21 protein-coding genes are annotated in these 23,786 nt (G+C 59.8%); 6 read left to right on the forward strand and 15 right to left on the reverse strand.

The annotated features are described in order from the left end of the window. The first annotated feature begins 14 nt into the window (after window positions 1-14). Window positions 15-2,762: a ComEC/Rec2 family competence protein gene (locus tag OHL20_RS03895; RefSeq protein ID WP_263381904.1), complete on the forward strand. Its 2,748-nt coding sequence runs from the start codon at window positions 15-17 to the stop codon at window positions 2,760-2,762. Between the two features lie 212 nt (window positions 2,763-2,974). Here the strand turns inward: OHL20_RS03895 and OHL20_RS03900 are convergent, their stop codons facing one another. Both OHL20_RS03900 and OHL20_RS03905 read right to left on the reverse strand, forming a co-directional pair. Next, window positions 2,975-3,292 (reverse strand): hypothetical protein, encoded by a 318-nt coding sequence (locus OHL20_RS03900; RefSeq protein WP_263381905.1) that lies wholly within the window; start codon window positions 3,290-3,292, stop codon window positions 2,975-2,977. Window positions 3,293-3,447: 155 nt separating this feature from the next. After that, window positions 3,448-4,083 carry a hypothetical protein gene (locus tag OHL20_RS03905; RefSeq protein WP_263381906.1) on the reverse strand — a complete coding sequence of 212 codons (636 nt, stop codon included), beginning with the start codon at window positions 4,081-4,083 and terminating at the stop codon, window positions 3,448-3,450. 177 nt (window positions 4,084-4,260) lie between these two features. Here OHL20_RS03905 and OHL20_RS03910 point away from each other — a divergent pair, with 177 nt between their 5' ends. The 3 genes from OHL20_RS03910 to OHL20_RS03920 all read left to right on the forward strand — a co-directional run bounded on the left by OHL20_RS03910 (window position 4,261) and on the right by OHL20_RS03920 (window position 6,093). Beyond that, a complete protein-coding gene (locus tag OHL20_RS03910) occupies window positions 4,261-4,500 on the forward strand; it encodes a hypothetical protein (protein WP_263384945.1) in 240 nt (79 codons plus the stop codon). Window positions 4,501-4,675: 175 nt separating this feature from the next. After that, window positions 4,676-5,185, forward strand: a complete 510-nt coding sequence (locus tag OHL20_RS03915; protein ID WP_263381907.1) for a GNAT family N-acetyltransferase — start codon at window positions 4,676-4,678, stop codon at window positions 5,183-5,185. Window positions 5,186-5,391: 206 nt separating this feature from the next. Then, window positions 5,392-6,093 carry a hypothetical protein gene (locus OHL20_RS03920; RefSeq protein WP_263381908.1) on the forward strand — a complete coding sequence of 234 codons (702 nt, stop codon included), beginning with the start codon at window positions 5,392-5,394 and terminating at the stop codon, window positions 6,091-6,093. A gap of 12 nt (window positions 6,094-6,105) precedes the next feature. On the opposite strand, the gene OHL20_RS03925 is transcribed toward OHL20_RS03920, so the two are convergent. After that, window positions 6,106-7,287, reverse strand: coding sequence for a carboxypeptidase-like regulatory domain-containing protein (locus OHL20_RS03925; protein WP_263381909.1), 1,182 nt, complete (start codon window positions 7,285-7,287; stop codon window positions 6,106-6,108). Window positions 7,288-7,945: 658 nt separating this feature from the next. Between OHL20_RS03925 and OHL20_RS03930 the strand changes: the two genes are divergently transcribed. Beyond that, on the forward strand, window positions 7,946-8,263 hold the full coding sequence (locus tag OHL20_RS03930; protein WP_263381910.1) for a hypothetical protein: 318 nt from the start codon (window positions 7,946-7,948) through the stop codon (window positions 8,261-8,263). Between the two features lie 98 nt (window positions 8,264-8,361). Continuing rightward, window positions 8,362-8,607, forward strand: coding sequence for a hypothetical protein (locus OHL20_RS03935; protein ID WP_263381911.1), 246 nt, complete (start codon window positions 8,362-8,364; stop codon window positions 8,605-8,607). Window positions 8,608-8,615: 8 nt separating this feature from the next. Here OHL20_RS03935 and OHL20_RS03940 read toward each other — a convergent pair whose 3' ends face one another. From OHL20_RS03940 to OHL20_RS03995, 12 genes are all read right to left on the reverse strand, one after another. Continuing rightward, window positions 8,616-10,007, reverse strand: a complete 1,392-nt coding sequence (locus OHL20_RS03940; protein ID WP_263381912.1) for a DUF2252 domain-containing protein — start codon at window positions 10,005-10,007, stop codon at window positions 8,616-8,618. Between the two features lie 69 nt (window positions 10,008-10,076). Then, window positions 10,077-12,653: a M1 family metallopeptidase gene (locus OHL20_RS03945; RefSeq protein WP_263381913.1), complete on the reverse strand. Its 2,577-nt coding sequence runs from the start codon at window positions 12,651-12,653 to the stop codon at window positions 10,077-10,079. A gap of 72 nt (window positions 12,654-12,725) precedes the next feature. Further along, complete coding sequence (locus OHL20_RS03950; protein WP_263381914.1) at window positions 12,726-13,442, reverse strand: methyltransferase domain-containing protein; 717 nt, start codon at window positions 13,440-13,442, stop codon at window positions 12,726-12,728. Between the two features lie 6 nt (window positions 13,443-13,448). After that, on the reverse strand, window positions 13,449-14,495 hold the full coding sequence (glk, locus tag OHL20_RS03955) for a glucokinase (protein ID WP_263381915.1): 1,047 nt from the start codon (window positions 14,493-14,495) through the stop codon (window positions 13,449-13,451). Continuing rightward, on the reverse strand, window positions 14,496-15,305 hold the full coding sequence (pgl, locus tag OHL20_RS03960) for a 6-phosphogluconolactonase (protein WP_263381916.1): 810 nt from the start codon (window positions 15,303-15,305) through the stop codon (window positions 14,496-14,498). Window positions 15,306-15,332: 27 nt separating this feature from the next. Continuing rightward, window positions 15,333-16,871 (reverse strand): glucose-6-phosphate dehydrogenase, encoded by a 1,539-nt coding sequence (gene zwf, locus OHL20_RS03965; protein ID WP_263381917.1) that lies wholly within the window; start codon window positions 16,869-16,871, stop codon window positions 15,333-15,335. Window positions 16,872-16,919: 48 nt separating this feature from the next. Next, on the reverse strand, window positions 16,920-17,546 hold the full coding sequence (locus tag OHL20_RS03970; RefSeq protein ID WP_263381918.1) for an HAD-IA family hydrolase: 627 nt from the start codon (window positions 17,544-17,546) through the stop codon (window positions 16,920-16,922). Window positions 17,547-17,549: 3 nt separating this feature from the next. After that, window positions 17,550-18,401: an oxidoreductase gene (locus OHL20_RS03975; RefSeq protein WP_263381919.1), complete on the reverse strand. Its 852-nt coding sequence runs from the start codon at window positions 18,399-18,401 to the stop codon at window positions 17,550-17,552. A gap of 62 nt (window positions 18,402-18,463) precedes the next feature. Continuing rightward, on the reverse strand, window positions 18,464-18,946 hold the full coding sequence (gene rpiB / locus OHL20_RS03980) for a ribose 5-phosphate isomerase B (RefSeq protein ID WP_263381920.1): 483 nt from the start codon (window positions 18,944-18,946) through the stop codon (window positions 18,464-18,466). Window positions 18,947-18,988: 42 nt separating this feature from the next. Continuing rightward, on the reverse strand, window positions 18,989-19,123 hold the full coding sequence (locus OHL20_RS03985) for a hypothetical protein (RefSeq protein ID WP_263381921.1): 135 nt from the start codon (window positions 19,121-19,123) through the stop codon (window positions 18,989-18,991). A gap of 57 nt (window positions 19,124-19,180) precedes the next feature. Beyond that, window positions 19,181-21,172 carry a transketolase gene (tkt, locus tag OHL20_RS03990; RefSeq protein ID WP_263381922.1) on the reverse strand — a complete coding sequence of 664 codons (1,992 nt, stop codon included), beginning with the start codon at window positions 21,170-21,172 and terminating at the stop codon, window positions 19,181-19,183. A gap of 113 nt (window positions 21,173-21,285) precedes the next feature. After that, on the reverse strand, window positions 21,286-23,733 hold the full coding sequence (locus OHL20_RS03995) for a glycoside hydrolase family 15 protein (protein WP_263381923.1): 2,448 nt from the start codon (window positions 23,731-23,733) through the stop codon (window positions 21,286-21,288). Window positions 23,734-23,786 lie beyond the last annotated feature (53 nt).

Below are 23,786 nucleotides of genomic sequence, written 5' to 3' on the forward strand. Positions count from 1 at the left end.
ACCGGCGGGGAACGATGCCACCAGCACGCCCCGCCCTCACCAGCGGCAGCATTCAACGCGACCTTTGGCCCCAGGCAGCCGTAGAGCCCCTGCGCGTCCGCCGCGCTCCTCTGCTCGCCGCCGCCGTCTGCTTCGCCATCGGCACCGTCATGGCGCGCCACTGGCAGCCCCCCATCGTCCTTCTACTCGCCCTCGCCCTGCTAGCCGCCCTTGCATGGCTTGGCTTCCGCCAAAGCGCCCGAGCCTCGATCGCCGCCGTCGCCGCCATCTGGGTCGTCACCGGCCTCTGGTGCGCCGAGATTCAACCCGTCCCCTCTGCTCAACAAACACTCCTCACCTACGCAGACGGCCTCAGCCGAACCGTACGCGGCCACATCATCCGCATCCAGGAGCTCCCACCCAACGCCCCCACGAACGACGCCGACACCGAAGCAAGAGACTGGTCAGAGGACGCCGCTGAGACCCAACCAGCAACCCTCTCCATCGACCTCGCCCTAGACTCCATCGAACAAGTTACTCCCGACCTCGCATGGATGGTCCCCTTGGCCGATGGCGAAGGCGGCATCCGCATCACCGTCCTTGGCACAGCAAACACCTTCACCTGCGGCGACCTCCTCGAAGCTCCCGTACGCCTCAAGGTACCCGAACGCTACCGAGATCCCGGCGCATGGCAGTACGCCGACTACCTCCTCGACCAGGGGATCGGCGCCCACGCCAACATCAAGGCAGCCGCCATCACCCGCCTGCCAAAGCCCCTGGCAAATTGGAACCCCCGCTGCCGCCTCTACGCCGCACAGGCGTGGGCCGCCAACCGCCTCACCCGCTACATCCACTCCCGCGCCAACAACACCCTCCCAGCCCTCGCCCGCCTCAGCCCCGACGACGCCGGCATGCTCAACGCCATGCTCTTCGGCGACCGCACCCGCCTCAGCCACACCCTCCGCCTCGGCTTCGAGCGCACCGGCTCCTTCCACCTCTTCGTCGTCTCCGGCATGCACGTCGCCCTCCTCGCCGGAGGCATCTTCTGGTTCTCCCGCAGACTGCGCCTCGGCGATCTCAGCGCCACCCTCCTCACCATCGCCCTCACCACCGCATACGCCCTCATCACCGGCTTCGGCGCACCCATCCAGCGCGCCCTCGCCATGGCGACCATCTTCCTCATCACACGCCTCCTCTCACGCGACCGCAGCGTCCTCAACGCCCTCGGCGCAGCCGCCCTTGTAGTCCTCGTATGGTCCCCGCGCAGCCTCTTCGAAGCCAGCTTCCAGATGACCTTCCTCGCCATCGTTGCTATTGCGGGCATCGCCATCCCCCTCGGCGAGTGGAGCTTCCTCCCCCACGCACGCGCCACCCGCAACATCAGCGACCGCTGGCTCGATGTAGGCCTCCCACCGCGCCTCGCCCAACTCCGCGTCATGCTCCGGCTCTTCGGCGAACCCCTCACGCCCATCCATCGCCGCGCCGCCACACTCCCCGCCAGGCTTCTCCGCTCACTCCTCTGGGCTCTCGAACTCTTCCTCATCGGCATCGTCGCCGAGATGGTCATGGTCCTGCCCATGGCCATCTACTTCCATCGGGCCACCGTCTTCGCCCTCCCCACCAACATGCTCAGCATCCCGCTCGTCGCCGTCCTCGCGCCCGCCGCCATTCTCACCTTCCTCGCCTCACTCCTAAACCCCTGGCTCGCCGCTCTCCCCGGAGCCGCAACCGCGCTCCTCCTCCACGGCATTATCGCCATCATCGGTCACATCACCCACGTAGCCAGCGCTGACCTCCGTATCCCCGGTCCCGCGCTTTGGATCGCCCTCTGCGTCGTCGCCTGCTGGGTCTTCTGCTGCTGGGCTGTTCGCCACTCCCTCCGCGGTGCCGTCATCGCCACCATCGTCCTTCCCCTGGCCGCGGTGGCCGTCCTCTGGCCGGAGCCATCCCTCACCACTCCCGGCCAGCTCGAGGTCACTGCCATCGACATAGGCCAGGGAGACTCCCTCCTCCTCGTCGCACCCACCGGCCAGACCATGCTCATGGACGCAGGCGGACCCACCGGCGCCCTCAGAGAAACCTCCGAAGCCACCAGCCGCTTCGACGTAGGCGAGCAGGTCGTCGCCCCCTATCTCTGGTCCCGCCGCATCCGCCGCCTCGACATCCTCGCCCTCAGCCACGCCCACAGCGACCACATGGGCGGCATGCCCGCCATCCTCCGCAGCTTCCACCCCCGCGAGCTCTGGGTTTCGATCGACCCCAGCTCAGCCGCCTACGCCGACCTCCTCCGCGAAGCCGCCACCCTCGGCATCGCCGTCCGTCATCTCCACGCCGGTCAAACCCTCCCCTGGGCTGGAACCCAGGTCGAAGTCCTCGCGCCCGCCGCGACCTACACCAACCCCCGCGCCCCCACCAACGACGACTCTCTAGTCCTCCGCCTGCAATACGGTCAGTCCTCCGTCCTCTTAGCAGGAGACGCCGAAGCCGCCAGCGAGCGCGCCATGCTCACCGCCAGCCTCCTCCATCCCGTCACCCTGTTGAAGGTAGGCCACCACGGCAGCCGCACCTCCACCGGCCTGCCTTTCCTCACCGCCCTCGCCCCCCACGACGCCATCATCTCCGTCGGCCGCAACAACACCTTCGGCCACCCAAGAGCCGAGGTCATCACCCGCCTCGCCGAAGCCCACACCCGCCTCTACCGCACCGACGAGTTCGGCCTGACCACCTTCCTCCTCACCCCGGACGGCCAGATCCAGGAGATCACCGGCGCAGCCGACAACTAGGCAAATACTCCGCTTCTCTTCACTTCAATTATTCGTTCTTCCAGGATCGTCCTGTTGAGGGCACCGCTTCAGCCGTGCCATGAGCTCACATGGCACTACGGCTTTAGCCGCTGAGGTACGTTCCGCTCCAGTTCACCTGGAATAAGAGCTTTGACCAATAAAAAGGGGCAGACGGCAAGTGCCATCCACCCCTCTAAATCCCAAACAAAAAACTACACGGCGCTGGAAAGTGCCGCGCCCAGTTCCTTGATATGAGTTGCGCCTGCAGTCTCTTCGCTTCCCGCGACCGCCGTCGTCTCCTTGCCAAGCTTCTGGATCAGTGCCTTGACCGCCTCGCCATCAAGCTCCTTCGCATGCAGCAGCTTCTTCAGCTTGCCGAGGTCAGTCACAACCCTCTTCACGCCCTCATGGTCATGCTTCGAGAGATAGTCCTCCCAGCCCTCGATGTTCGTCGTTGCCTTCTCAATCGTGAAAGACTTCGCACCCTCTTTGAGCGCATGGATCGTCGTCGTAAATCGTGTCGTCGGCATAATATCCCTTGATCAAATCCCGACAGAGAGGTCGAGCTTCTCTGTTCCAAGCGATCTGATGCGACACAATCCGCAACACGCCTCTGGCCCTTCAACTCACCTGTAGCAATGCGCAAAATCTCTAGGCCGTTGTCGAGCGAGTCAAAGCAGCGCGCTTACTTACCCAGGCCAAATGGCAGATGAAACACCAGCCCCGTGCTGATCGTTCCCACGGGATAAGTATGTCCCGTTCCCTGGATCGCTCCATATCCAAGCTCCACGAGCCGGAAGTCCACTACCGGCAGAATCGCAATATCCAACCCCGCGAAGCCGTCATACTCCAGGTGCGTCGTCGACTGTATGCCCGTCGTATTCGACACGCCCGACGTAGCCAGCCCGCTATTGAACCCCGTACCAAAATTCGTTCGCGCCACACCCACCATGCCCTCGACATACGGCTTCAGCGGGAGGAACGGTGTATGGAACGATCCACGCACGCCAGCAAGCCCGTTGCTGATATGTCCGCCCGCCGCATTGAAGTTCGTATACGCGCCCTTGGTGCTGTTCGTGATGCTCCCTCGAACGTCGAAGCCCAGACGCACCGGCCCGTACGTCTTGTAGTCGTAATACACACCACCGCCGCCGCCCACCGGGTCAAAGCTGCCGTTCGTGCTGGTCGTCGTACCCTGCGTGTACGGAATATCCGTCATCCTCCTCACGGAGACAGTGCCATACGCAGCAATCTGGGCATGGGCGGTTGTAGCGGCGAGCACTGCAGACGTCAGGGAGAGGAGGATCTTCGTAATGTTCATCTCACGCGATTTTACCTTCCCCGCGTCCTCCCCGCAGCCTCACCCCCTGTTTTAGGAGGTTCCTCCCTGCACACAGAATCTCGGCCCTCCTCCAGCGCGTCTATCCTGTAAGAGGGGAAGACGACCATGGACCCTGAGCAGACCAACGATCCGCACGACCAGCCTCAAGACCGTTCCATGACCTCAGCCGAGCAGGCAGAAGAGCAAAAGCTCCTCCGCCGCCTCCAGATGATGATGAACATGGTCATCCAGGTCATCGCCCAGGACAACAGCCTCTCCATCGACGAAGCCGCCCAGATGATCGGCGACTCCCGCAAAGCCGCCCTCGCCATGTTCCCCGGCAAAGAACTAGCCTTCGATCTCATCTGGAAGCCCCGCTTCCAACGCCTCATGCGCGAACGCTTCCGCATCCAATAGCTTTCTTAGGCATGAACAAAAACCTGTCATCCTGAGCGAAGTCGAAGGACCTGCGGTTGCCTTTGCCTTTGTTTTGTCCTTTCAGAAGAGATGACCCGCGCATCTCTGATCCGTGTCATTGCACTAATCCGTGTTAAGCCTTCGTTCCCAGGAAGCCGTTTGCTACCCTGCAACCATGCATATCCGCCCGGCGATCCCGCACGACATCCCCGCCATCCTCGACCTCATTCGCCGCGTCATCCCCGCCATGCTCGCCTCCGGCAACACCCAGTGGGACGACTCCTACCCCAACGCCGCCGTCTTCGAGCGAGACATCGCCCTCGACCAACTCTGGGTCGCCGAAATTGACGACACCATCGGCGGCGTAATCGCCCTCACCACCGATCAGGAGCCCGAATACGCCAAGGTAGGCTGGGACCTCACCGAGCCCGCCATCGTCACCCACCGCCTCGCCGTCGACCCCGCCATGCGCGGCAAGGGCATCGCCGCCGCCCTCCTTCAGCAGGCCGAAACCCTCGCCCGAGCCAGCAACATCTCCGTCCTCCGCATCGACACCAGCACGAAGAACGAGGCCACCCAAAGCCTCTTCCCCAAACTCGGCTACGTCCTCGCCGGTGAGATCGGCCTGCCCTCCCGCCCCGGCCTTCGCGTCCTCTGCTACGAAAAACGGCTTTCGCCGTCGTAAATCGCTCCCAAGGCGCCGAATACACCTAAGCAGCTTAGAAAAGTGCTTCATCGATGAAATTTCATTGCCTAAAAGCACCGGACCGAATATGTTGCATAAAAGCTCGGGCTTACATGCATATCACTCAGAAATAGGGAAGATCCATCTCGGGCGAGGAACCGATTTACGTACTGCCTCAAGGCAAGCTGATCGACAAGGCGGATGTTATGAAAGACACAATATTGGGTGTCCTGTTCCTCGGTGTGCTGTCCTCTCTGATCGCCACCTATATCTGGGAAAACTGGACCAAAAAGACCGACGCAGCCGCAGCAACCGTAGCGTCCACTGTTCCGCCCGAAATAAAACCCGAACCTTCAACTCCGGCAGAGCTTAAAACTGATCCTTCGGGCCCGGAAATCAAGGAGATACCCGTAAATCCCCCTGTCCCCGAGCCCCACAAAGATAGCGATCCGCCCGCAGGCCCGGTTTCCACACCCACAGCCCCCACAACTCCTGTCCTCGCCCTTCCCCAACCTGAGGACTTCGAACGGCTCTTCCCCGCCGCCGACAAAGGATTCAAAACCTTCAGGGCGGGCAAGCCTATGGAGCAGAAGACCACGAATGGCAACAAATTATGGGTATCCTATGTGACCTTACCGGAGGCGAAGGAGTGCAGGGTTTCAGAAAAGCCTGATCGCCTCATCTGCCTTCTAGGGATATCTGCCGACAAGACCGAAATCGACAAGCAGTTTGCCACCCTGGCTCAGTCACTCCATAATCGTTGGCCTGTTACCCGTAACTCCAGCGTCTACCTTGCCGATCAATCCGCAGACTTTGTCCCCATGGTAGGACCCGAGCTGGTGGTCTATACAAAACCCGACCCGGAGACCGGGGGATATGGTCTTTACACCATGATGGTCAAAAGGTGAGCACACCCAGCTCTAAGGCTTACCCTTAGCCGCCACCGTCATCACCACACCCGCAACATCGCTCTCCACCACCAGCGGCTGCTTCTGCCCGCCATACTCCTTCACCGTCGTCTCTTTGAAATTGCTCGGCGGAAACGTCCCTGGCGGATTCATAATCTCCTCCCGCGCCACATCCTTCGCCTCCGACACCACCAGCGAGTACGTCCCCTCCGGCACGAAGTCGAAGTGGAACATGCCATCTTCCTTATCCACAGTCGTCGAGACAAGCTGCGTCCCATCGTCATAGTTCAGCGCCAGCTTGCCCGCATTCACCACATGCCCGCCGGCGTCTGTGATCGACCCGCTCACGCTATGCAGCTTGCTCACCGGAATCGTCATATCCGCCCCATCCCGCTGTTCGCCGTCCGTAATCTTTACGGACTTCGCCTTACTCTTCTGCGTCGTATCCCCCGAGTAAAAGTCCAGCGAGTATCTGGTACTGGATGAAGAGCTACGCGAACCATCAATCACCGTACTCACATACATATCGGTCAGGGAAAGGCTCACCTGCTCCCTGTACTCCCCCGGCGGCAGACCTGTAATCCGGTACCTCCCCTGGTCGTCCGTCGAGCTACCTTCATGGCGCGACACCCACTCCTCCTTCTTGTCCGTCGTCTCCTTTGCGAGCGCCGTCACGTAGGTCGAGATCACCGGTGTTCCATCGTCATACCGGACCGTTCCCGCAATTGCCGCGCCACGCTCCAGTCGCACCTCGAGATTCGCCGTATGACTTGCCTCCACCGTCACATTCGGGACAGCCTTCAACATCCGCGCCAGCGTCTCAGGCGTAGGCTGCGACAACTCCGCCCGCGTAAACGCACTAATCGGCGACAGGTACCCCGCCATCTGGATCACGACGTAGTACGTCCCCGGCCTCACCTTAGGAATCACAAAGCTGCCATCAAGAGAGGTCTGGTACGTCCGCATAGCCACCTGCGGCTCCTCCCGCACTCCCGCAGCCGCCTCTGGCTTTACATCGATCGTCTGCAGCGTCACCGAAGCAAGCCGCGCCGGCAGATTCGTATCCACACAATACACACGCCCCGTCACCGCACCTGTCGCCACCACCGGCGGTCGAGCCACCCGCCCCTGCTGCGCTCCCATCGACCAGGTCAACCCACAGCCAACCACCAGCAGCCAAGCGACCCGACCCATGAAAACCCCTTTTCGATTCCACCGGCAGTGTACCGCCTCCTGTTTGCCTCCCCACAGCAAAGCAGAAGGGTACGCTTCGCCTCTAGCCGCCTGCCTCTCATCTCGAATGAACCTGCATCTCTCTAAATCCGTCATTCCAACTGATCTCTGATAAGCCTTCGTCTCCGCACCCAAAAATGTCATCTCGAGCGAAGTCGAAGGACCTGTGGTTTCCCTTGCTGTCATTCCCGAAGAAAGCCCACGTCTAGTCAGTCGCCACGTCCCTCTTAGGACTGACCCTCTAACCCCCCATTACCGCTTGTCTTCCCCTCAGTGCCATAAGTTCGAAACCAACTACCCAAAACCAGGCCTTCCAAAAGAACTGTCAAGCCCGCTTTTAGTACCAGTACCTCTTAACCCACTTCGTTGCAGTTACTTACAAACGAAATTAGTTAAATAAAGTTGGCCTATCAGGTATACCCAATCCGCTATGCTTGAAATAGAGGTAAAACCAGCCCCGGCCACAAGCCGGGGCTTTCTTATGCTCAGAAACTTACCCTTTAGAATGAGTACTTTGCCTCTAACCTCAATCAAAGCAACACTTTATGATGACCGTAAGACCTAACTCGAACCAAACAAGCCACTTAAAGTCCGACGCCGTTTGAGAAAGAAGGTCCAAATGTCCTACCCAACCTGCCAGCACACCAAATCCGACGGCATCCTCTGCGGCTCACCCGCCCTACGCGACAAGCTCTTCTGCTACTACCACCAGCACCGCGCCGAGCGCATGCCCCGCCTCACCGAGATCCCCCGAGGCGAGTCCCTCGTCCTCGACGCCATCAATAACCGCATCAACATCACGACCAACATCTCCCTCGTCATCACCGCCCTCGCCAGCGGCCGCATCGACTACCGACGTGCCAACCACCTCATCCGCGGTCTCGAGCTCGCCTCCAAAAGCTTCACCCAGATCGAACGCCTCCTGCTCCTGCGATGATCCCACCGCCCACGTCCAAACAGTTGGGACGTGGGCCTCGCAACCAGCATCCACCCTGTATCGTCGTAAAGAAGCTCCACCATCCAGCGGGAGGAAGATTGCCGTACATCTACATCGATAAAGTGCTCAACGAGTTGCGGGACGATCTCATCTCCGCCATGCACGCCGCCGTCGAGCGAGAACTGCACGGCGGCCGCGTCGACGTCGCCAAGCTCTACCGGTCCTTCAACCGGGCCGCCTCCGGCAAGGTAGCCAACCCCGTCTGGGTCTCCGAAAAGTGCGTCTCCGAGACCGGCAGCGGCGGCACCAAAAAGAATCGCCGTGGCATGGGCAGCGACGAGTAGCGACTCAGCTACTTCTTCATCGACTTGACGAGCGCCTTCCAGTCCTTCTCCGTCTGGTCTGCGTAAGCGGCAGCGAAGCCCACAACGGCCTCTTCAAACCGTCCCGAGCCGCCAATATAGCCCGCCAGCATCGCGCAGTCGCCGCCCCGCGCATGACCCCGGGCAAGCATCTCGCCGCACACCCCGGCGTACTCCATCAACCCGGCAGCCTTCAGGTCGGCCAGATCGATCGAAGCCTTGTGATCGTTCAACTGGCGCACCAGGTAGTCGCGCCCCTGGATCGTAGTCCAGCCAAGAAATGGGTCAGACTGGATCTGCATGGACCGTTCACCATCAACAACACGCCGCCCCTGGTGAGCAGGGATTGGACCAGCCAGATAGGGCGCATAAGCTGAGTGAGCCTCCTCTTTGATCTGGAGGAACAGCGGATCTTTCGGGCCGTTCCCTTCCATGTAAAGGCAGTAGTCCCGCAGTCCAACCGAACCTGTCCCGACCACCTTGAACGCCACATCGATCACGCGATACTGGTCTAGAAACCTCCGGCGCTCCACCTGAAGCGTCTCGGCATAAGGCACCATGGCGGCGATCACATGCTGGGCTGCAGCTCCGGTCATTCGCTCAAGAACTGGCTTGTTCGTCCGAAAGATGCGGCCCGAAGCCACCGCAGGCGGAGCAGGATCGAGCGCTGCGGCGTGGTGCTTCCTTGCATGCCCCGGGGCAAGCGGCGGCTTTCGAGCTGCCTGTTTCGCAGCCTGCCTCGTGGCTACGATCTCAGTCAAGGCGTTGAGGCTGCTGAGCGGTGTGGCCCGCTGCGCAAGAGCCAGAATCTGCTCCACCGGAGCGACGTTCTGCAATCGATGAACCTGGTACTTCGCCACGTCGAGAACCGGCATCTTCCAGAACGCGCGCATCATCGCAACATATCGCTCGACGAAGGTGCTGGCAGCTTCGCGGCAGTGGCTCTCCTTACCACCAGCCTCACGCCCGGCAAGAATCAGGCTCGTCGCCATGCGCTTGACGTCCCACTCAAACGGGCCGGCGATCGTCTCGTCAAAATCATTGATGTCGAAGACCAATCGACCATCAGGACCAGCAAACGCGCCTAGATTACGGACATGGGCATCACCACAAAGCTGTGTGTGAATCCCGGTGTTGCGGCTCACGGAGAGATCGTAAGCCATCACCGGCACCGCTCCCCGAAAGTAGCCAAACGGCGAGCAGGCCATCCGCTCATGCTTCAGCTTGACAAGGTCCGGGACGCGACCTTTTTCGGCAGCCTGAAGCAGCTTCAAGGGATCTTCTTTGCGGCCAGCAAGGTTGAACCCCGCATGGTCGGCACGCGGAAGCTGCTTGCGTTTCTTGCGTCCGAGGGCGAAACGTTCCTGCGCTGTAAGCGGCATGCTCATCATGGATGAGCATACGCCGAGAGATAGCTTCAGCCCCGGAGGAAATCTCCGGGGCTGAGTTGTCTAGCGCTGCTGATCGAGCCACTGCTTCAGATTCGGCTCCTGGCTCGCCCGAAGCTGGATGCAGGCGTTGATCCCGTCGATCGACTTCGCCAAGGTCCGATCCGCGCCATCCACCTTGTGTGTCGCGAAGAAGCTTGAGACCTCATCCCGCTTCTGCACAGTGCAGAAGGCTCCAGCCGCCGACACGATGCGCGCTCCCGAGCTTGCCGTAAGCTGTGCATGAACCTTGTCCCAGTTGCTTTGAACATAGCTCCAGGCCTGCTCAGATGTCTCCCGCTGGCTGAGTAGAACAGCGATCAGGATCCAACTGCTCTGGTTCCGCACCTGCCCGGAAACAGCATAGTCAAGCGTGCGCGTCACCAGCGCCGGATCGGTGAACGAGGGCAGCGTTTGCAGCGCATCGGCCTGCAGCACTGGGTCGTGCTCGTCCTTGCTCTGCGCCAGGAACTTCTCGTAGAGCGCCGCGTCCCCATGCGCCGCCGCAACCGAAATGGCAGCATTGATGTACTGCGGATCGCCCGCCTTGTTGTTGCTGAAGCTCTTATCCGTTACCGACCGCGCATCCGCCAAAACAGCCGGATCGCCAGCACGCCCTAGAGTGTTGAACAGCACCGCGCGGCGCGTGGAGTTGTCATAGCTGTCCTCAGCCTTCACCTTGCCCAGCGATGCATAGACCGGGGCAAGCTGCGCACGAATCACCGACGCAAGCCGCGTCCGATCCTCATCACTGGCGATACGCGCATTGATGGTCGAAAGCTTCCCGAGCGCATTCTCAAGCACTGCACCATCGCGGTCGTTCTTCACCGCAAGCATCAGCGAAAGATAATCGCCAACCGAACTCTGCCCGGCACGCATCAGCGCCCACTGGTCGCCCACCAGGCCGATTCGCTCCGGCCCGGAAAGCGACGTCTCTGCCTTCGCGGTGACAGCCGCAAGCTGAGTCTTCATGTAAGCCGTCCTGAAGTAGCCCGCTGCCGCCGCATTCACGTAGTCCGCACCGCCGCCCACAGGAGCATCAATCGAGGTCTTCTCAGGAGTCAGCAACTGGCAGGCACTGCCCTTGAAGCAGACCGGAATGGTCCACTGCTGCCCCGTCTTGTTGTCGGGATTCTGCGCCAGAAAGAAGCGGCTCTGCGCGGCGGGAAAGCTGCTTCCCTGCTTCTCCGAGAGCGTGACCAGCGGGACGCCCGGCTGCACCACGAAGCTCTTCATGATCGCGTCGACCGGCTTGTGACTGGTTGTCGTCTGCGCGCCCCAGAAATCCTCAGCCGTCGCATTCGCATAGAGATGGGCCTGTAGATAGTTATGGACACCCTGCCGGAAGACCTCTTCGCCAAGGTAGTTCTCAACCATGCCCAATACCGCACCGGCCTTGCCGTACGCAATGCCGTCGAACATCTCGTTGATCTCGGCAGGCGTATTCGCCGTGGCACGAATCGTTCGCGTCGTCGCCTGTGAATCGTAGTCCAGCGTTCCCTGCATCTCGAGCGCGCGGTCCTGCAGAACGTTCCACTCCGGGTGCCACTTCTCAAGCGGTTTGTTTGACATCCACGTCGCAAAGCCTTCGTTCAGCCAGAGATTGTCCCACCACTCCATCGTCACCATGTCGCCAAACCACTGGTGCGCCATCTCGTGCGCGACGACACTCGCCACCTCCTTCTTGGAGTTGGTCGAGCCCGTCTTCGAGTCGACCAGCAGGTCGGTCTCGCGGTAGGTGATGCAGCCAAAGTTTTCCATCGCACCCGCCTCGAAGTCTGGCAGCGCGATCATATCCAGCTTCGGCATCGGGTACTTGATGCCAAAGTAAGTGTCGTAATAATGCAGAACGAACTCAGACGATTCGACAGCAAACTTCGTGTACTGCACCTTGTCCGGAGTCGAGCACGCACGGATCGGCACACCATCCGCCTTGCCCGACGTGCACTTGAAGTCGCCCACAAGGAACGCCACGAGATAGGTCGACATCTTGGGCGTCGTCGCAAACTTCAGCGTGTGCTTGCCCGGTCCCGCCGGGGTGTCAGCAATCTGGTTCGTATTCGAGATCACCGTATCGCCAGCGTCAACCGTTAGCGCAATGTCATACGTCGCCTTCAGTGCGGGCTCGTCGAAACTCGGATATGCTCGGCGCGCATCAGTCGATTCGAACTGCGTCACCGCATAGTTCCGCGCTTTGGTCTTCGAGAGATAGAAGCCGCGCAGCTTGTCGTTCAGGATGCCGGTGTACTGGATCGCCAGCTTAACCTTGCCTGCCGGAAGCGCCTGAGGAAAGGTAAACGTCGCCTGCTCCTTGTCAGGATCGAGCGAGACCTGCGCCGTCTGTGATCCACTCATCACCGAGCCGAACTTGATCTCGATTGCATTCAACGTGATCGTCGTGCTCGGCGCATCGAGCGTCAGATCGATCGTCTCCGTCCCGGCAAAGGTCGCAGCCTGCAAATCCGGCGTCAGCGATAGGCTATAGTGCTCAGGATGAACGCCATCAGGAAGCCGCTGAGATTCAACTGCAGTGGTGAAGGTGAGAGCAAGGGCGGCAGCAAACAGAGTACGACTGGCAAGAAGGGTGCTACGAAGGGACATGCGAAGCCTCAGTTGAATTTTTCGAACTCTTTCCACAATACGAGCTTTGGCGGTTCAGGGTTCCGTGGCCCCTTAAGCTTTGACTCGCCCCACGCACAATCGCGCCGGCCAATACTCGCGAATCACCACCTGCGGCATCGGAAGACTGGCCTCCGCACAAAGCCGCTGCCAGTCTTCGACCAGGAAGCTGCGGCGAATCGAAACCAGCCCATCGTTCTGCACGAACGGATGAAACGGGATCACCTTTACTAACAGCTCGAAGGCCTTATACGGAAACGCCATCCGGTGGAGATCGTTCACGAACCATCCCTGCCGCGCAGTCCGCTCCATCCAGCCAAGAAACTGCACGATCTCCGCCTCTGCAAGATGGTGGGTCAGAAGCGAGCTCAAGACCACATCGATTCCTTCGACCGGCTCATACGAGTAGGCGTCGCCATGCACCCAGCGGATGTTGATTCCTGCCGGAGTCGCTGCCGTTGCCGCTCGAATCGCATCACCGTTCAAGTCGATCCCAGTCAGTGCAACTGCAATCCCGCGCCGCGCAGCCCACCCGTGAATGCGCCGCAAGCTGTCGCCATACCCGCAACCCACGTCGACAATCTGCAGCGGCTTCGACCTTCGCGGCAACCTCGAAAGCCATGAGAGCGTAGGCCGATAGGCAAGAGTCAATCGATTGACTCGCGCGATATCTCGCAGACAGGCACGCAGTTCGTCATAGCTGCATGGCTGATCCATCAACTCCGGCAGGTTAGCCGGGTCGGCACGCCGCGTTAAATCAATCGCCGGCAAGCGAGGCTACGCCGAAACAGCAGACGCGCTACGCTCGGAGTGACCCGAGATCTCGGAGGCACGATCTTCAGCATAGGCCGCCGCCCCCAGCAATGCGCAGGTATCGTCCAGAATGACCCGTACCGGAATCGCTTGCAGAAGTGCCGAAAGCCGCCCCTTGTCCAGAAAGGCCTGGGTGAAGGCACCATTCTTCAGCGTCTTGAGAATCTTCGGGGCGATGCCACCGCCCAGGTACATGCCGCCAGTCGCAAGCACCTTCAGCGCGATGTTACCCGTCTCTGCCCCGTAAGCTGCTGAGAAGAGGCGCATCGTCTCGAAGCAGATCGAGCTCGATCCATCCTCGGCGCAGGTGCCGATCACCGCATTGGGGTCCTCGGCCTTGAGCCGGTCGCGGAGCCATTGTGGCTCGTCCAGCTTCTCGACATCGCGCAAATAGCCATACACATTCTTGATACCAAGCCCTGAGACGACGCGCTCAAAGCTCACCCGGCCGTTCAGCGTGCGGCGCAGATGCTGCAGTAGCGCCACCTCGCGATCCGACCGCGCGGCAAAGTCGCAATGCCCACCCTCCGAGGGAATTGGCCGGTGCCGTTTGCCGTCCCAGATCAGCAGCGCCTCACCGAGACCCGTGCCTGCGGCAATCAATCCGCGATGCCCAACCGCTCCTTCATCGCCCGCGTGCAGGGTAAAGATCTGGTCAACCGCTAATTCAGGAATCCCATAACCGTTCGCCTCGAGATCGTTGATCAGGAAGATATGCTCGATCCCGAGCGATTTCTGCAATTCGCGCGAATCGAGCGTCCACGGGAGATTGGTCAGCTTCAAGCGACCGTCGCGTACGGGCCCGGGGCAGCCGAAGCACGCCGCCGCGATCTTTCCATTGTCGTGCTGTTGTCCGTCATCGCCAGCGAGGAACTTGTTGACGACGTCATCCAGCGACGCAAACTCGTGCGCAGGAAACTTCTGATCACGGATTGACTTCAGCTTGCCTGCTTCAAAGTTATACAGCGCAAGATGAACCTTGGTACCGCCAACATCACCCGCAAGAATCATCTAGGAAAGCTCCAGTGTTCCCGTCGCTTCCTCACTTGCATCGGAGGCAACCGGTTCTGGCAGCTTAGCTGCTGCAGCCGAGTCGAGCAAGTACAACAGCTTTCCGCTCGCTGGCCGGATCAGCTGAGAAGGCGTCGTCTCGGGGTCATACTTACCGAGCAGCACCGTATGTAAAATCTCAGCCTTTGCTACGCCTTCGATCAGGAACGCCACCTGCCGCCCGTGAATGATCACCGGCCACGTAAGCGTAATGCGCCACGTTTCCTTCTGGACCACGTGGTTCGCCACTACCAGGCGACCCATCTCATTCAGGGCCTCGGTATGTGGAAACAGTGAAGCCGTATGACCGTCGTCCCCCATGCCGAGCAGGATCAGGTCAAAGGTCGGCGTCTCCGCTCCCTCCAGCTTGAACGTGTTCCGCAGTGTCGACTCATACCTTGAGGCAGCGACCTCGGGATCGAGTTCACCCTCCATCCGATGGACACGATCCGCCGCAAGCGGCACCTTTGACAGCATCGCCTCACTCGTCATCCGGTAGTTCGAATCTTTGTCATCCGGCGGAACGCATCGCTCGTCCACCCAGTAGAGGTCGAGCGAGTCCCAGGGCACACGCTTCAGAAAAGGTTGCGCAGGATCGGCAAGCAGGGCAAACATCGCCTTCGGTGTCGAGCCGCCCGAGATGGCGATTCGTGCCTGGCCGCGAGCAGCAACCGCAGCTTCGGCATTGCTGGTAAACAGCTCCGCAGCCGCCTGTGCTACGGCGGCTGCAGTCTTTGAGACACGATATGTAACGGTTACAGGTCGCGGCATAGTCGAATTACTCTCCTCACTTGCGAGCTACAGCTTGCGCCAGCTACGCCCATCTTTTGCGAGCAGTTCATCCGCTTCCGCAGGACCTTCAGTGCCGGCTGCATAGTTCGGAAAGCCGGTATTCGTATCCGCAGCCCACGCCTCGAGAATCGGCGTAAAGAGTGCCCACGTAGCCTCAACGCCGTCGCGGTGCGCAAACAGCGTCGCATCGCCAAGCATCGCATCGAGGAGCAGCCGCTCATAGCCATTGGCCGAACTCTTGCCGAAGGCGTCCGCATAGCTGAAGTGCATCGTGACCGGTCGCACATTCGTCGTCGGTCCGGGAATCTTTGCACCGAAGCGCAGGCTGATGCCCTCGTCCGGTTGGATGCGCATCGTCAGCACGTTCGGCTCGTTCAATCCGTCGCTATTCGTGCTCTTGAAGAGGTGCATCGGTGGCTGCTTGAATACCACGGTCACCTCCGTCACACGCTTCGCAAGCCGCTTACCCGCGCGCAGATAGAACGGAACGCCCGCCCAGCGCCAGTTCTCGATCTCAAGCCGAACCGCAGCAAGGGTCTCCGTGTGCGACTCCGGATTGACGCGCTCCTCTTGCCGATAGCCGATGACGTCCTTGCCGTCCACCTTGCCCGGACCATACTGTCCACGCGCCGTGTTCTCGACAGGAATTCCCTCGATCGCCTTCCAGACCTTCAGCTTCTCCGTGCGGACAGCATCCGCCTGGAACGAATCCGGTGGCTCCATCGCGACGAACGACAACACTTCCATCACGTGGTTTTGCAGCACGTCGCGCGCTGCGCCGGCCTTCTCATAGAACGGTCCGCGGCCTTCGATACCGATCGACTCTGCTGCCGTAATCTCGACGTGATCGATGTAATTGCGATTCCAGATTGGCTCGAAGATGCCGTTGCCAAATCGGAAGACGAGGATGTTCTGCACCGTCTCCTTGCCGAGATAATGGTCGATCCGGAAGATCTGATCCTCGCTCAGAACCGCGTTCACGGCATCGTTCAGCTCGACGGCGGACTTGAGATCAGTTCCAAACGGCTTCTCGATGATCACGCGAATCCAGTCGCTCTTGCCTTCTTCCGGCTTCGTCATCCCGTGCGCGCCAAGGCGATGGGTGATGTCGGCAAAGAACTCAGGCGCAACAGCAAGGTAGAACAGCCGATTGCCCTTGGTATTCATCTTTGTGTCGAGGTCCGCGAGGTATGCCTTTAGCTTGTCGAAGCCCTCGTCGTTATCGAACTCGGTCGCAAAATACTTCACGCGATCCATGAACGGTTTGAGCTTCGGGTCATTCTCCTCCACGCCGCCGCCTTTGATGATGCCGTCCTGCATGTCCGGTCCGAAGGTCGCGCTGAGGTCGCGGCGAGCAACGCCAACAACGGCAAAGTCCTTCGGCAACAGACCCGACTGATCAAGGTGATACAGCGCTGGCAGCAGCTTGCGCTTCGTCAGATCACCTGACGCGCCAAAGATAACGACAATGCAAGCCTCTGGAATCCGCTCGCCCTTCTTGGTTGCATCCGCATCGATTGGCGGCGTGACTGTGGTGCTGGACATGATCTGCTCCTTACGCGTTTAAAAACTTGAGGTGAATGGTGTGCGTTTTCACGCGGCCTCGATACCAAGCTGTGCGAGATCGGCAATGAGTTGCCGCGGTGATTGAAAACGAATTGCCTGCATGCCAAGCGAGACTGCAGCATCACAGTTCTCCTGCTTGTCATCGATAAAGAGCGTCTGTTCCGCTGCCTGGCCCGAGATTTCAATCGCCGCTCGGTAGATATCAACGTGTGGCTTCATCTCATGGACATAGCCCGAACAGATAAAGAAATCGAAGTAGGGACGCAGTCTGAAGGCGTCAAGCCGGTGCGCATTTAATTCGCGAGACTCATTGTTGAGCGTTGCCAGCGAGTACGTCCGCGCGTCATAAAGCTTTCCTAAAATATCGATGCACTCTGGATGCAGCACCTTGCTCTCCGCACAGACCAGCGACCACAGTTCGTCGTAACTGAAGTCACGCGACGGTTGGTCAGCGTGAAAAACCGTCTTCGCAAAGAAGTCGTATGCAGTTGAAAGTCCGCGCTCCCAGAAGAAGTTTGCCGCATCATGTCGCGACTCGTAGTCTGCCAGATCGACCTGCAACGACGTCAACACTCGGGCACGCTGGTCCCTATCCCACCCATTTGTGAGGACAACGCCGCCAAGATCCCAGAAGATCGTCTTAATTGCAGCCACGGCTTACTCGCCCTCCGGGAAATCAGCACCTAAAGTCACAGACTCCCACGCAGACATCTCTGCTTGAAACGCCTCCAGCTTGGCGCGAAAACGCTTCAATGCCACTGCACCCAACACGAGATGAACCGGCGGGTTTGGCGAATCTACCACCTGCATCATCGCGTGTACGGCTCGCAGGGGGTCACCCGCCTGCTTACCAGTATTTTCATCTCGATAGTCCCGCGTCTTACCAGCGGTCACGTCGTAGTCAGAAATTCTCTGCTTCGCAACGACCCCGGATCGGCCTAAGAAGTCCGTTCGGAACGGACCCGGCTCGACGATCGTGACATGAATACCCAGTGGTGCCATCTCGACCGCAAGCGCTTCCGACAACCCTTCAACTGCAAACTTCGTGGCGTTGTAGAAGCCCCAGCCTGGCAATCCGACCAGTCCGCCAATCGAGGAGAGATTCAGAATGTGTCCCGACTTCCGTTCGCGCAGATGCGGCAGAACCGCCTGTGTCACTTGCGTAAGTCCGAAGAGGTTCGTCTCGAAGACGGGCTCATACTCCTCGCGCGTCACCTCTTCCACCGCGCCGGTAATACCGTAGCCAGCATTGTTCACCAGCACGTCGATGTGGCCGAAGTGCGCGATAGCCGCAGCAACGGTTGAAGTAACCTGCGCTGCATTGGTGACGTCGAGCACCAGCGCTTTTGCCGTTTCAGGGTATTGAGCTTCCAGATCGGCAATCTGCTCGATCTTCCGTGCGGTAGCCACAACCTTGTTGCCAGTTTTCAGCAACTCTTCCGCCAGGAGGCGGCCAAAGCCAGTTGAGGCTCCAGTGATAAACCAAGTTCGGGTTTGCGTCGAAGTCATAGTCACCAGATGCTTGGGAGTGCAGGCACGATGCGCCCGAACCACATTTAAGGTTGGGGTTCTTACGAACCGAAGCTCGTTCCGGAGGCGGCAGGCATGTACTGCTTCTCGATCGCCTTCACCTTGTTCAGCCGTCGCACGAAGCGCTCTTCCTTCGCGATAAACTCTGCCTTCAGATACGTTTCAACACACTCAAACGCCAACGCCGACCCGATGATCCGCGCTCCAAGTACAAGCACATTCATCTGGTCGTGCTCAACGCCCTGGTGCGCCGAGTAGGTATCATGGCACATGCTCGCGCGAACACCTGGCATCTTGTTCGCCGCGATACACACACCCACACCCGAGCCGCAGATCAGGATTCCACGCTCCGCCGTACCCGCCATCAACTCTTTGCCGACGAGCACCGCAAAGTCCGCATAGTCAGAAGGCTCCGTGTTGTACGCGCCAAGATCATGAACCTCGTGACCCAGCTTGGCGATAAACGTACGAACCTCTTCCTTCAAAGGAAACCCAGCGTGATCGGCTGCAATGGCAATCTTCATCGAACTCTTCCCTTCAGTTCATAACCCTTGCTCGAGACGCTGCTACTCGTCCTCAAGCTCCCAATCGTCCTCAGCTGCAGGAACGCTGTCCTCGTACGTAGGCTGCAGCGAGGTCGACCGCTCCTGCACCGCAGGCTCGACCGGCTTTTTCAACATCTCCCGCTCCGTCGTGACCATCAACCCTCCTCACAAGTAAGAAGGGGCGAGCCAACTGGCCCGCCCCACGTCACTCGACTACTTCTTTACTAGTTTCTTTGCGTGCGCCACAATGTTCGACACGCTGATGCCAAACTCCTCCAGCACCTTCGGTCCGGGAGCAGATGCGCCAAAGCGATCCACGCCGATGATGCCGCCGTTGTGGCCGACATACTTCCACCAACCCATCGTCGCACCGGCTTCGACAGCAAGCTTCGGTGTACCTTCCGGCATCAGCTTCGCCTTATAGGCATCGTTCTGCTCGTCGTAGATCCTGAAGCTCGGCATCGAGACCACCGAAGCATGGATGCCCTCGGCTTTCAGCTTCTCAGCAGCTTCCATAATGGTCGCCACCTCCGAGCCAGTCGCGATCAGGATGATGTCCTTGCCCGAGTCATCGAGCGCATAAGCACCGTGCCGGACACCCTCGGCGATCTTGTACTTCTCTGCATCAAGTACCGGCAGATCCTGACGCGACAGCGCCATAAACGCCGCACTGTGCCGCTCGAGCGCCAGCCGCCAGCAGGCAGCGGCCTCGTTCGCATCCGCTGGACGGAAGTCCGTAAGCTGCGGAATCGCGCGCAGAGCCATCAGGTGCTCCACAGGCTGGTGGGTCGGACCATCAGCGCCAAGGCCAATCGAATCATGCGTAAAGATGTAGAGCGAATGCGACGACTGCAGAGCGCCCATGCGTAGCGCCGAACGGCAGTAGTCCGAGAAGGTGAAGAAGGTCGAACCAAACGGAATCAAGCCGCCGTGCGCCGCGATCCCATTCACAGCCGCCATCATGCCGAACTCGCGCACGCCGAAGAAAACGTTCCGGCCCTTCGGATCAAGATGGAAGTTCTCCGACTTGGCGAAGATCGTCTTCGTCGAACTGGTGAGGTCGGCCGCACCGCCAAACAACTCAGGCACAACATCCGCGATCGCGTTCATGACAACCTGGCCTGCGTTGCGGGTAGCGATCGGCTTATCCGTTGGAAATACCGGCAGCTTCTTCTCCCAGCCATCGGCCAGCTTCATCGCCGTGCGACGGTCGAATTCAGCAGCCTTCTCCGGGTAGGCCTTCGAGTACTCCTCATACTTCTTCTGCCACTCGGCATGAGCTGTCTTGCCCTTTTCAACCAGCGAGCCCCAGTTCTTGCCCGCCTCCTCCGGCACGTAGAAGCTCTTGTCCTCAGGCCAGTTCAGGTTGCGCTTCGTAGCCTTGGTCGCTTCCGGTCCAAGCGCTTCGCCGTGGACACCCTTCGTCCCAGCCTTTGGGCTGCCGTAGCCGATCACCGTCCGTACCTTGATCAGCGACGGGCGCGTCGTCTCGGCCTTCGCCGCCTGGATCGCATGCGTCAACGCCTCGAGATCGTTGCCGTCCGCAACCTCCTGGACGTGCCAGTGGTAGGCCTCAAACCGCTTCTTCACATCTTCGGTAAACGAGAGTTCCGTCGGCCCATCGAGTGAAATGAGGTTGTCGTCATACAGCACGATCAGCTTGCCCAGCTTCAACGTTCCAGCCAGCGAGGAGGATTCGTGCGAGATGCCTTCCATCAGGTCGCCATCGCCGCAAAGGACATAAGTGTGGTGGTCGACCGGCGTGTGATTCTCGTGGTTGTAGACCGCCGCGAGGTGCTTCTCCGCGATCGCCAGGCCAACAGCCTCGGCGAAACCTTGTCCAAGCGGGCCGGTCGTAACCTCAACGCCAGGCGTCTCGCCATACTCCGGATGCCCCGGCGTGTGCGAACCCCACTCGCGGAACTGCTCCAACTGCGACATCGGCAGGTCATATCCCGAAAGGTGCAGCACGCCGTACAGCAGTGCCGAAGCGTGGCCATTCGAAAGCACAAACCGGTCCCGATCCGACCACTTGGGATCCTTTGGATCGTGCTTCATAAACTTGTGGAAAAGCAGGTACGCAATCGGCGCGCAGCCTAACGGGGCGCCGGGATGGCCATTCTTTGCCTTTTCGACCTGGTCGACGGCGAGAAAGCGGAGTGTATTGATAGATAACTGGTCGAGTTCCTGCTGCTGATCGCTCATTCGTTTCCTCTAAGTTCCGCGACGGTCCATACTCGTCGGCTCATGGTTTCTAGATCAAGTCATCGTGACGCTCGTCACAGTGTACTAGCGAGACGCAGTTGGAAACCTGCACCTCACCCCGCGGGTTGAGAATCAGGGCTGACCAGGGTGACCTCAACATTGCGGCCAAGCCATTGATCGTCCCCGGTCCACTGCAAAGTAAACACGATGGTCCCCGTCTGCTCCGGGGTTGTAAAGATGTCCGCAAAAGATCCCGGATAGCCGACAGCCTTCGACTCCGCGTGGAGCGTCGTCTGCCAGTCATCGAAGGTATAGACCACTCGGAAAGGCTTCGGATCCATAATCCGCAGCATCAGGCCAGCCGCCAGCTCGCTCACCGGGCGCGAGGTCTGGTAGATCTCCAGCAGGCTGTGGAAATCCCGCTCATGTACCGGCCGGCTGTACCGATCTTCCACCGCCGAAATCCGGTCAAATACCTGTCCATCCACCGTCGACCGCAGCAGCTTCAGATACTCCGAGTGAGCCCAGACCAGCGGCTGGGCCGAGCCTGCCGACTTGCCGAAGTACATTCCCTCGGAAGGCAGGTCCTCATAGTCCCACACCTGCTCCGGCAACATACCACCGACCGAGCTGAACTTCTCAAACGCGTCGATGAACGGCTTCACATCGCCCCCGGCCGCCAGTTCGTAATGTGCTCGCTCACCGCCAAGCAGCGGCCACGCACGACCTTGGCCCCATCCCTCGAACGGACCGCCGTCCTTTCGCTGCCCATAGCCATCATGGTTATACCGTCGCCATGCAGGTCCAAACGGCGTCTCGATCTTCAGGCAGTGGTCGACCACCTTCAGTGAGTCGACAATCAACGGGTTATCCGCACGACGAATCCCGTACCGCACCAGTTCCAGGAAGCCCGCGTCAATCACCTCGCGCGCCTCGAAGTCGTACTGCTCGTCCGGCCCACGGTTTGAAAGATGGATATTCCCAACAGGAATCTTCGGGTTGTGGAACGGCTCTCCCGTATTTGGGGGACGGATCCGCATATAGTGCCGCTTCACGCCCTCGAGCAGAACGCCGTCATCCGTCGTCGTCCACTGGTCAAGATTGGCTTCAATCCAGTCCGCATAGGTCTCAAGAAAGCTCGCCAGTTCCACCGAACCATGACCTCGCGCAATGTCCGCCGCGCAGATCAGCCCCGAGATGACCGCAGCCAGCGTCGAGGGCGAGTAACCAGCATTCTCCTCCCAGCGTTCCTGCTGCGTCACCGGAGCAAACCGCACCAGGAACGCCGCCGCAGCCTCCACAAAGGGAACAACATCAAAGTTCCCCAATCCATCCAGCTTCCACAAACGCCATGCCAGGATGATCGGAAATGCCACCTCGTCCAACTGGATTCCAGTCCAGTACGGCGTTCCGTCGATCCAGAAGTTCTGCGCAAAGCTCCCGTCGGGCCGCTGTGTACACGCCAGGTAGACCAGCGCCCGCCGAGCCGTATCCGTCCGTCCACAAGCCAGCAGCGCCGTCGCTGTTTGCACCATATCCCGAGTCCACACCAGGTGATACCCACCCAGATCGTCGTCGCCCTTCGATGCGCCCCATGGTATCGACGCCGAAGCAATAAACGCACCCGAATACGTCTTATCCTCATGCGCCAGCAGCACGTTTTCACTGATCCTCATCAGTGTGCCACCATCCATCGCCGCCGGAGCAAGATGATCCGGGCCACCCGCACGCGTCCACTGCAGCAGGAAGCGCTTCACATGCACGTCGTAGGGAGTCGAGAGCGTCTGCATCATTCCCGCAAGCGCCGCGTGATGACCGTCCCCGAGCGCGATTGCGATCGTAAACTCCCGATTGCTCGCAACGTCGATCTCGCCCACTACGGCGATGTTGCCGTCCAGCGCCTGGCCAAAGTGCCAGTCCATCTTCATGTCGCTCGATAGGTCCTGAAACCCATCGCTCGTCCCCACATACCCGCAGGATGATCGCGTAAAGCCGCAATCCGCACCGATAGCGAGCGAGGTGTCACCCTTCCACGCCAGGATCGCTCGCTGACCTGCAATCTCGATCGACCGGGCCGAATTTCCCGCCCCGCCGCCGTTCAGGTGTGGTGCCAGCAGAGCGTAGCACTTCAGTCGCGATAACACAGCCTCATCGCCCGTAACCTTCACATTCATCAGCATCACCGGATGGTGCGGGTCGCTGATGAACTCCTTCGTAACCCTGTAACGCCCCTCGCGGTCGCCGCCAGCCACTCGCACGGCCAACGCATCCGGATTGATGTACTGAAAGTCGTAGTCGAAGTCCCGCTTCTCTTCGTGAAAGAAGGTCTCGCCATCCGTGAACAGCAGCTCCATGTCACGGATCTGCGGCCGATCAATCGTCGGATAGTAGATCTCATTCAGCGTCCCGTGCGAGACGGTGTACCAGATCCTGCTCGAAGCGGCATACGCCGTAATAATGGCGTCCTTCCGACTCGAGGTCCATCGAGGAGGCAGGCCAGGCGACCCAAAAGCGGGTCCATCATCATCCAGCCAACGGTACGAAGCAGCAAGATCGCTCATTGTCGGTATTAGAAATCAAAACCCGTTGGCGCGGGAGAACGCACTGTAAATGC

The sequence above is a fragment of the Granulicella arctica genome (assembly GCF_025685605.1).
Lineage (GTDB): Bacteria > Acidobacteriota > Terriglobia > Terriglobales > Acidobacteriaceae > Edaphobacter > Edaphobacter arcticus.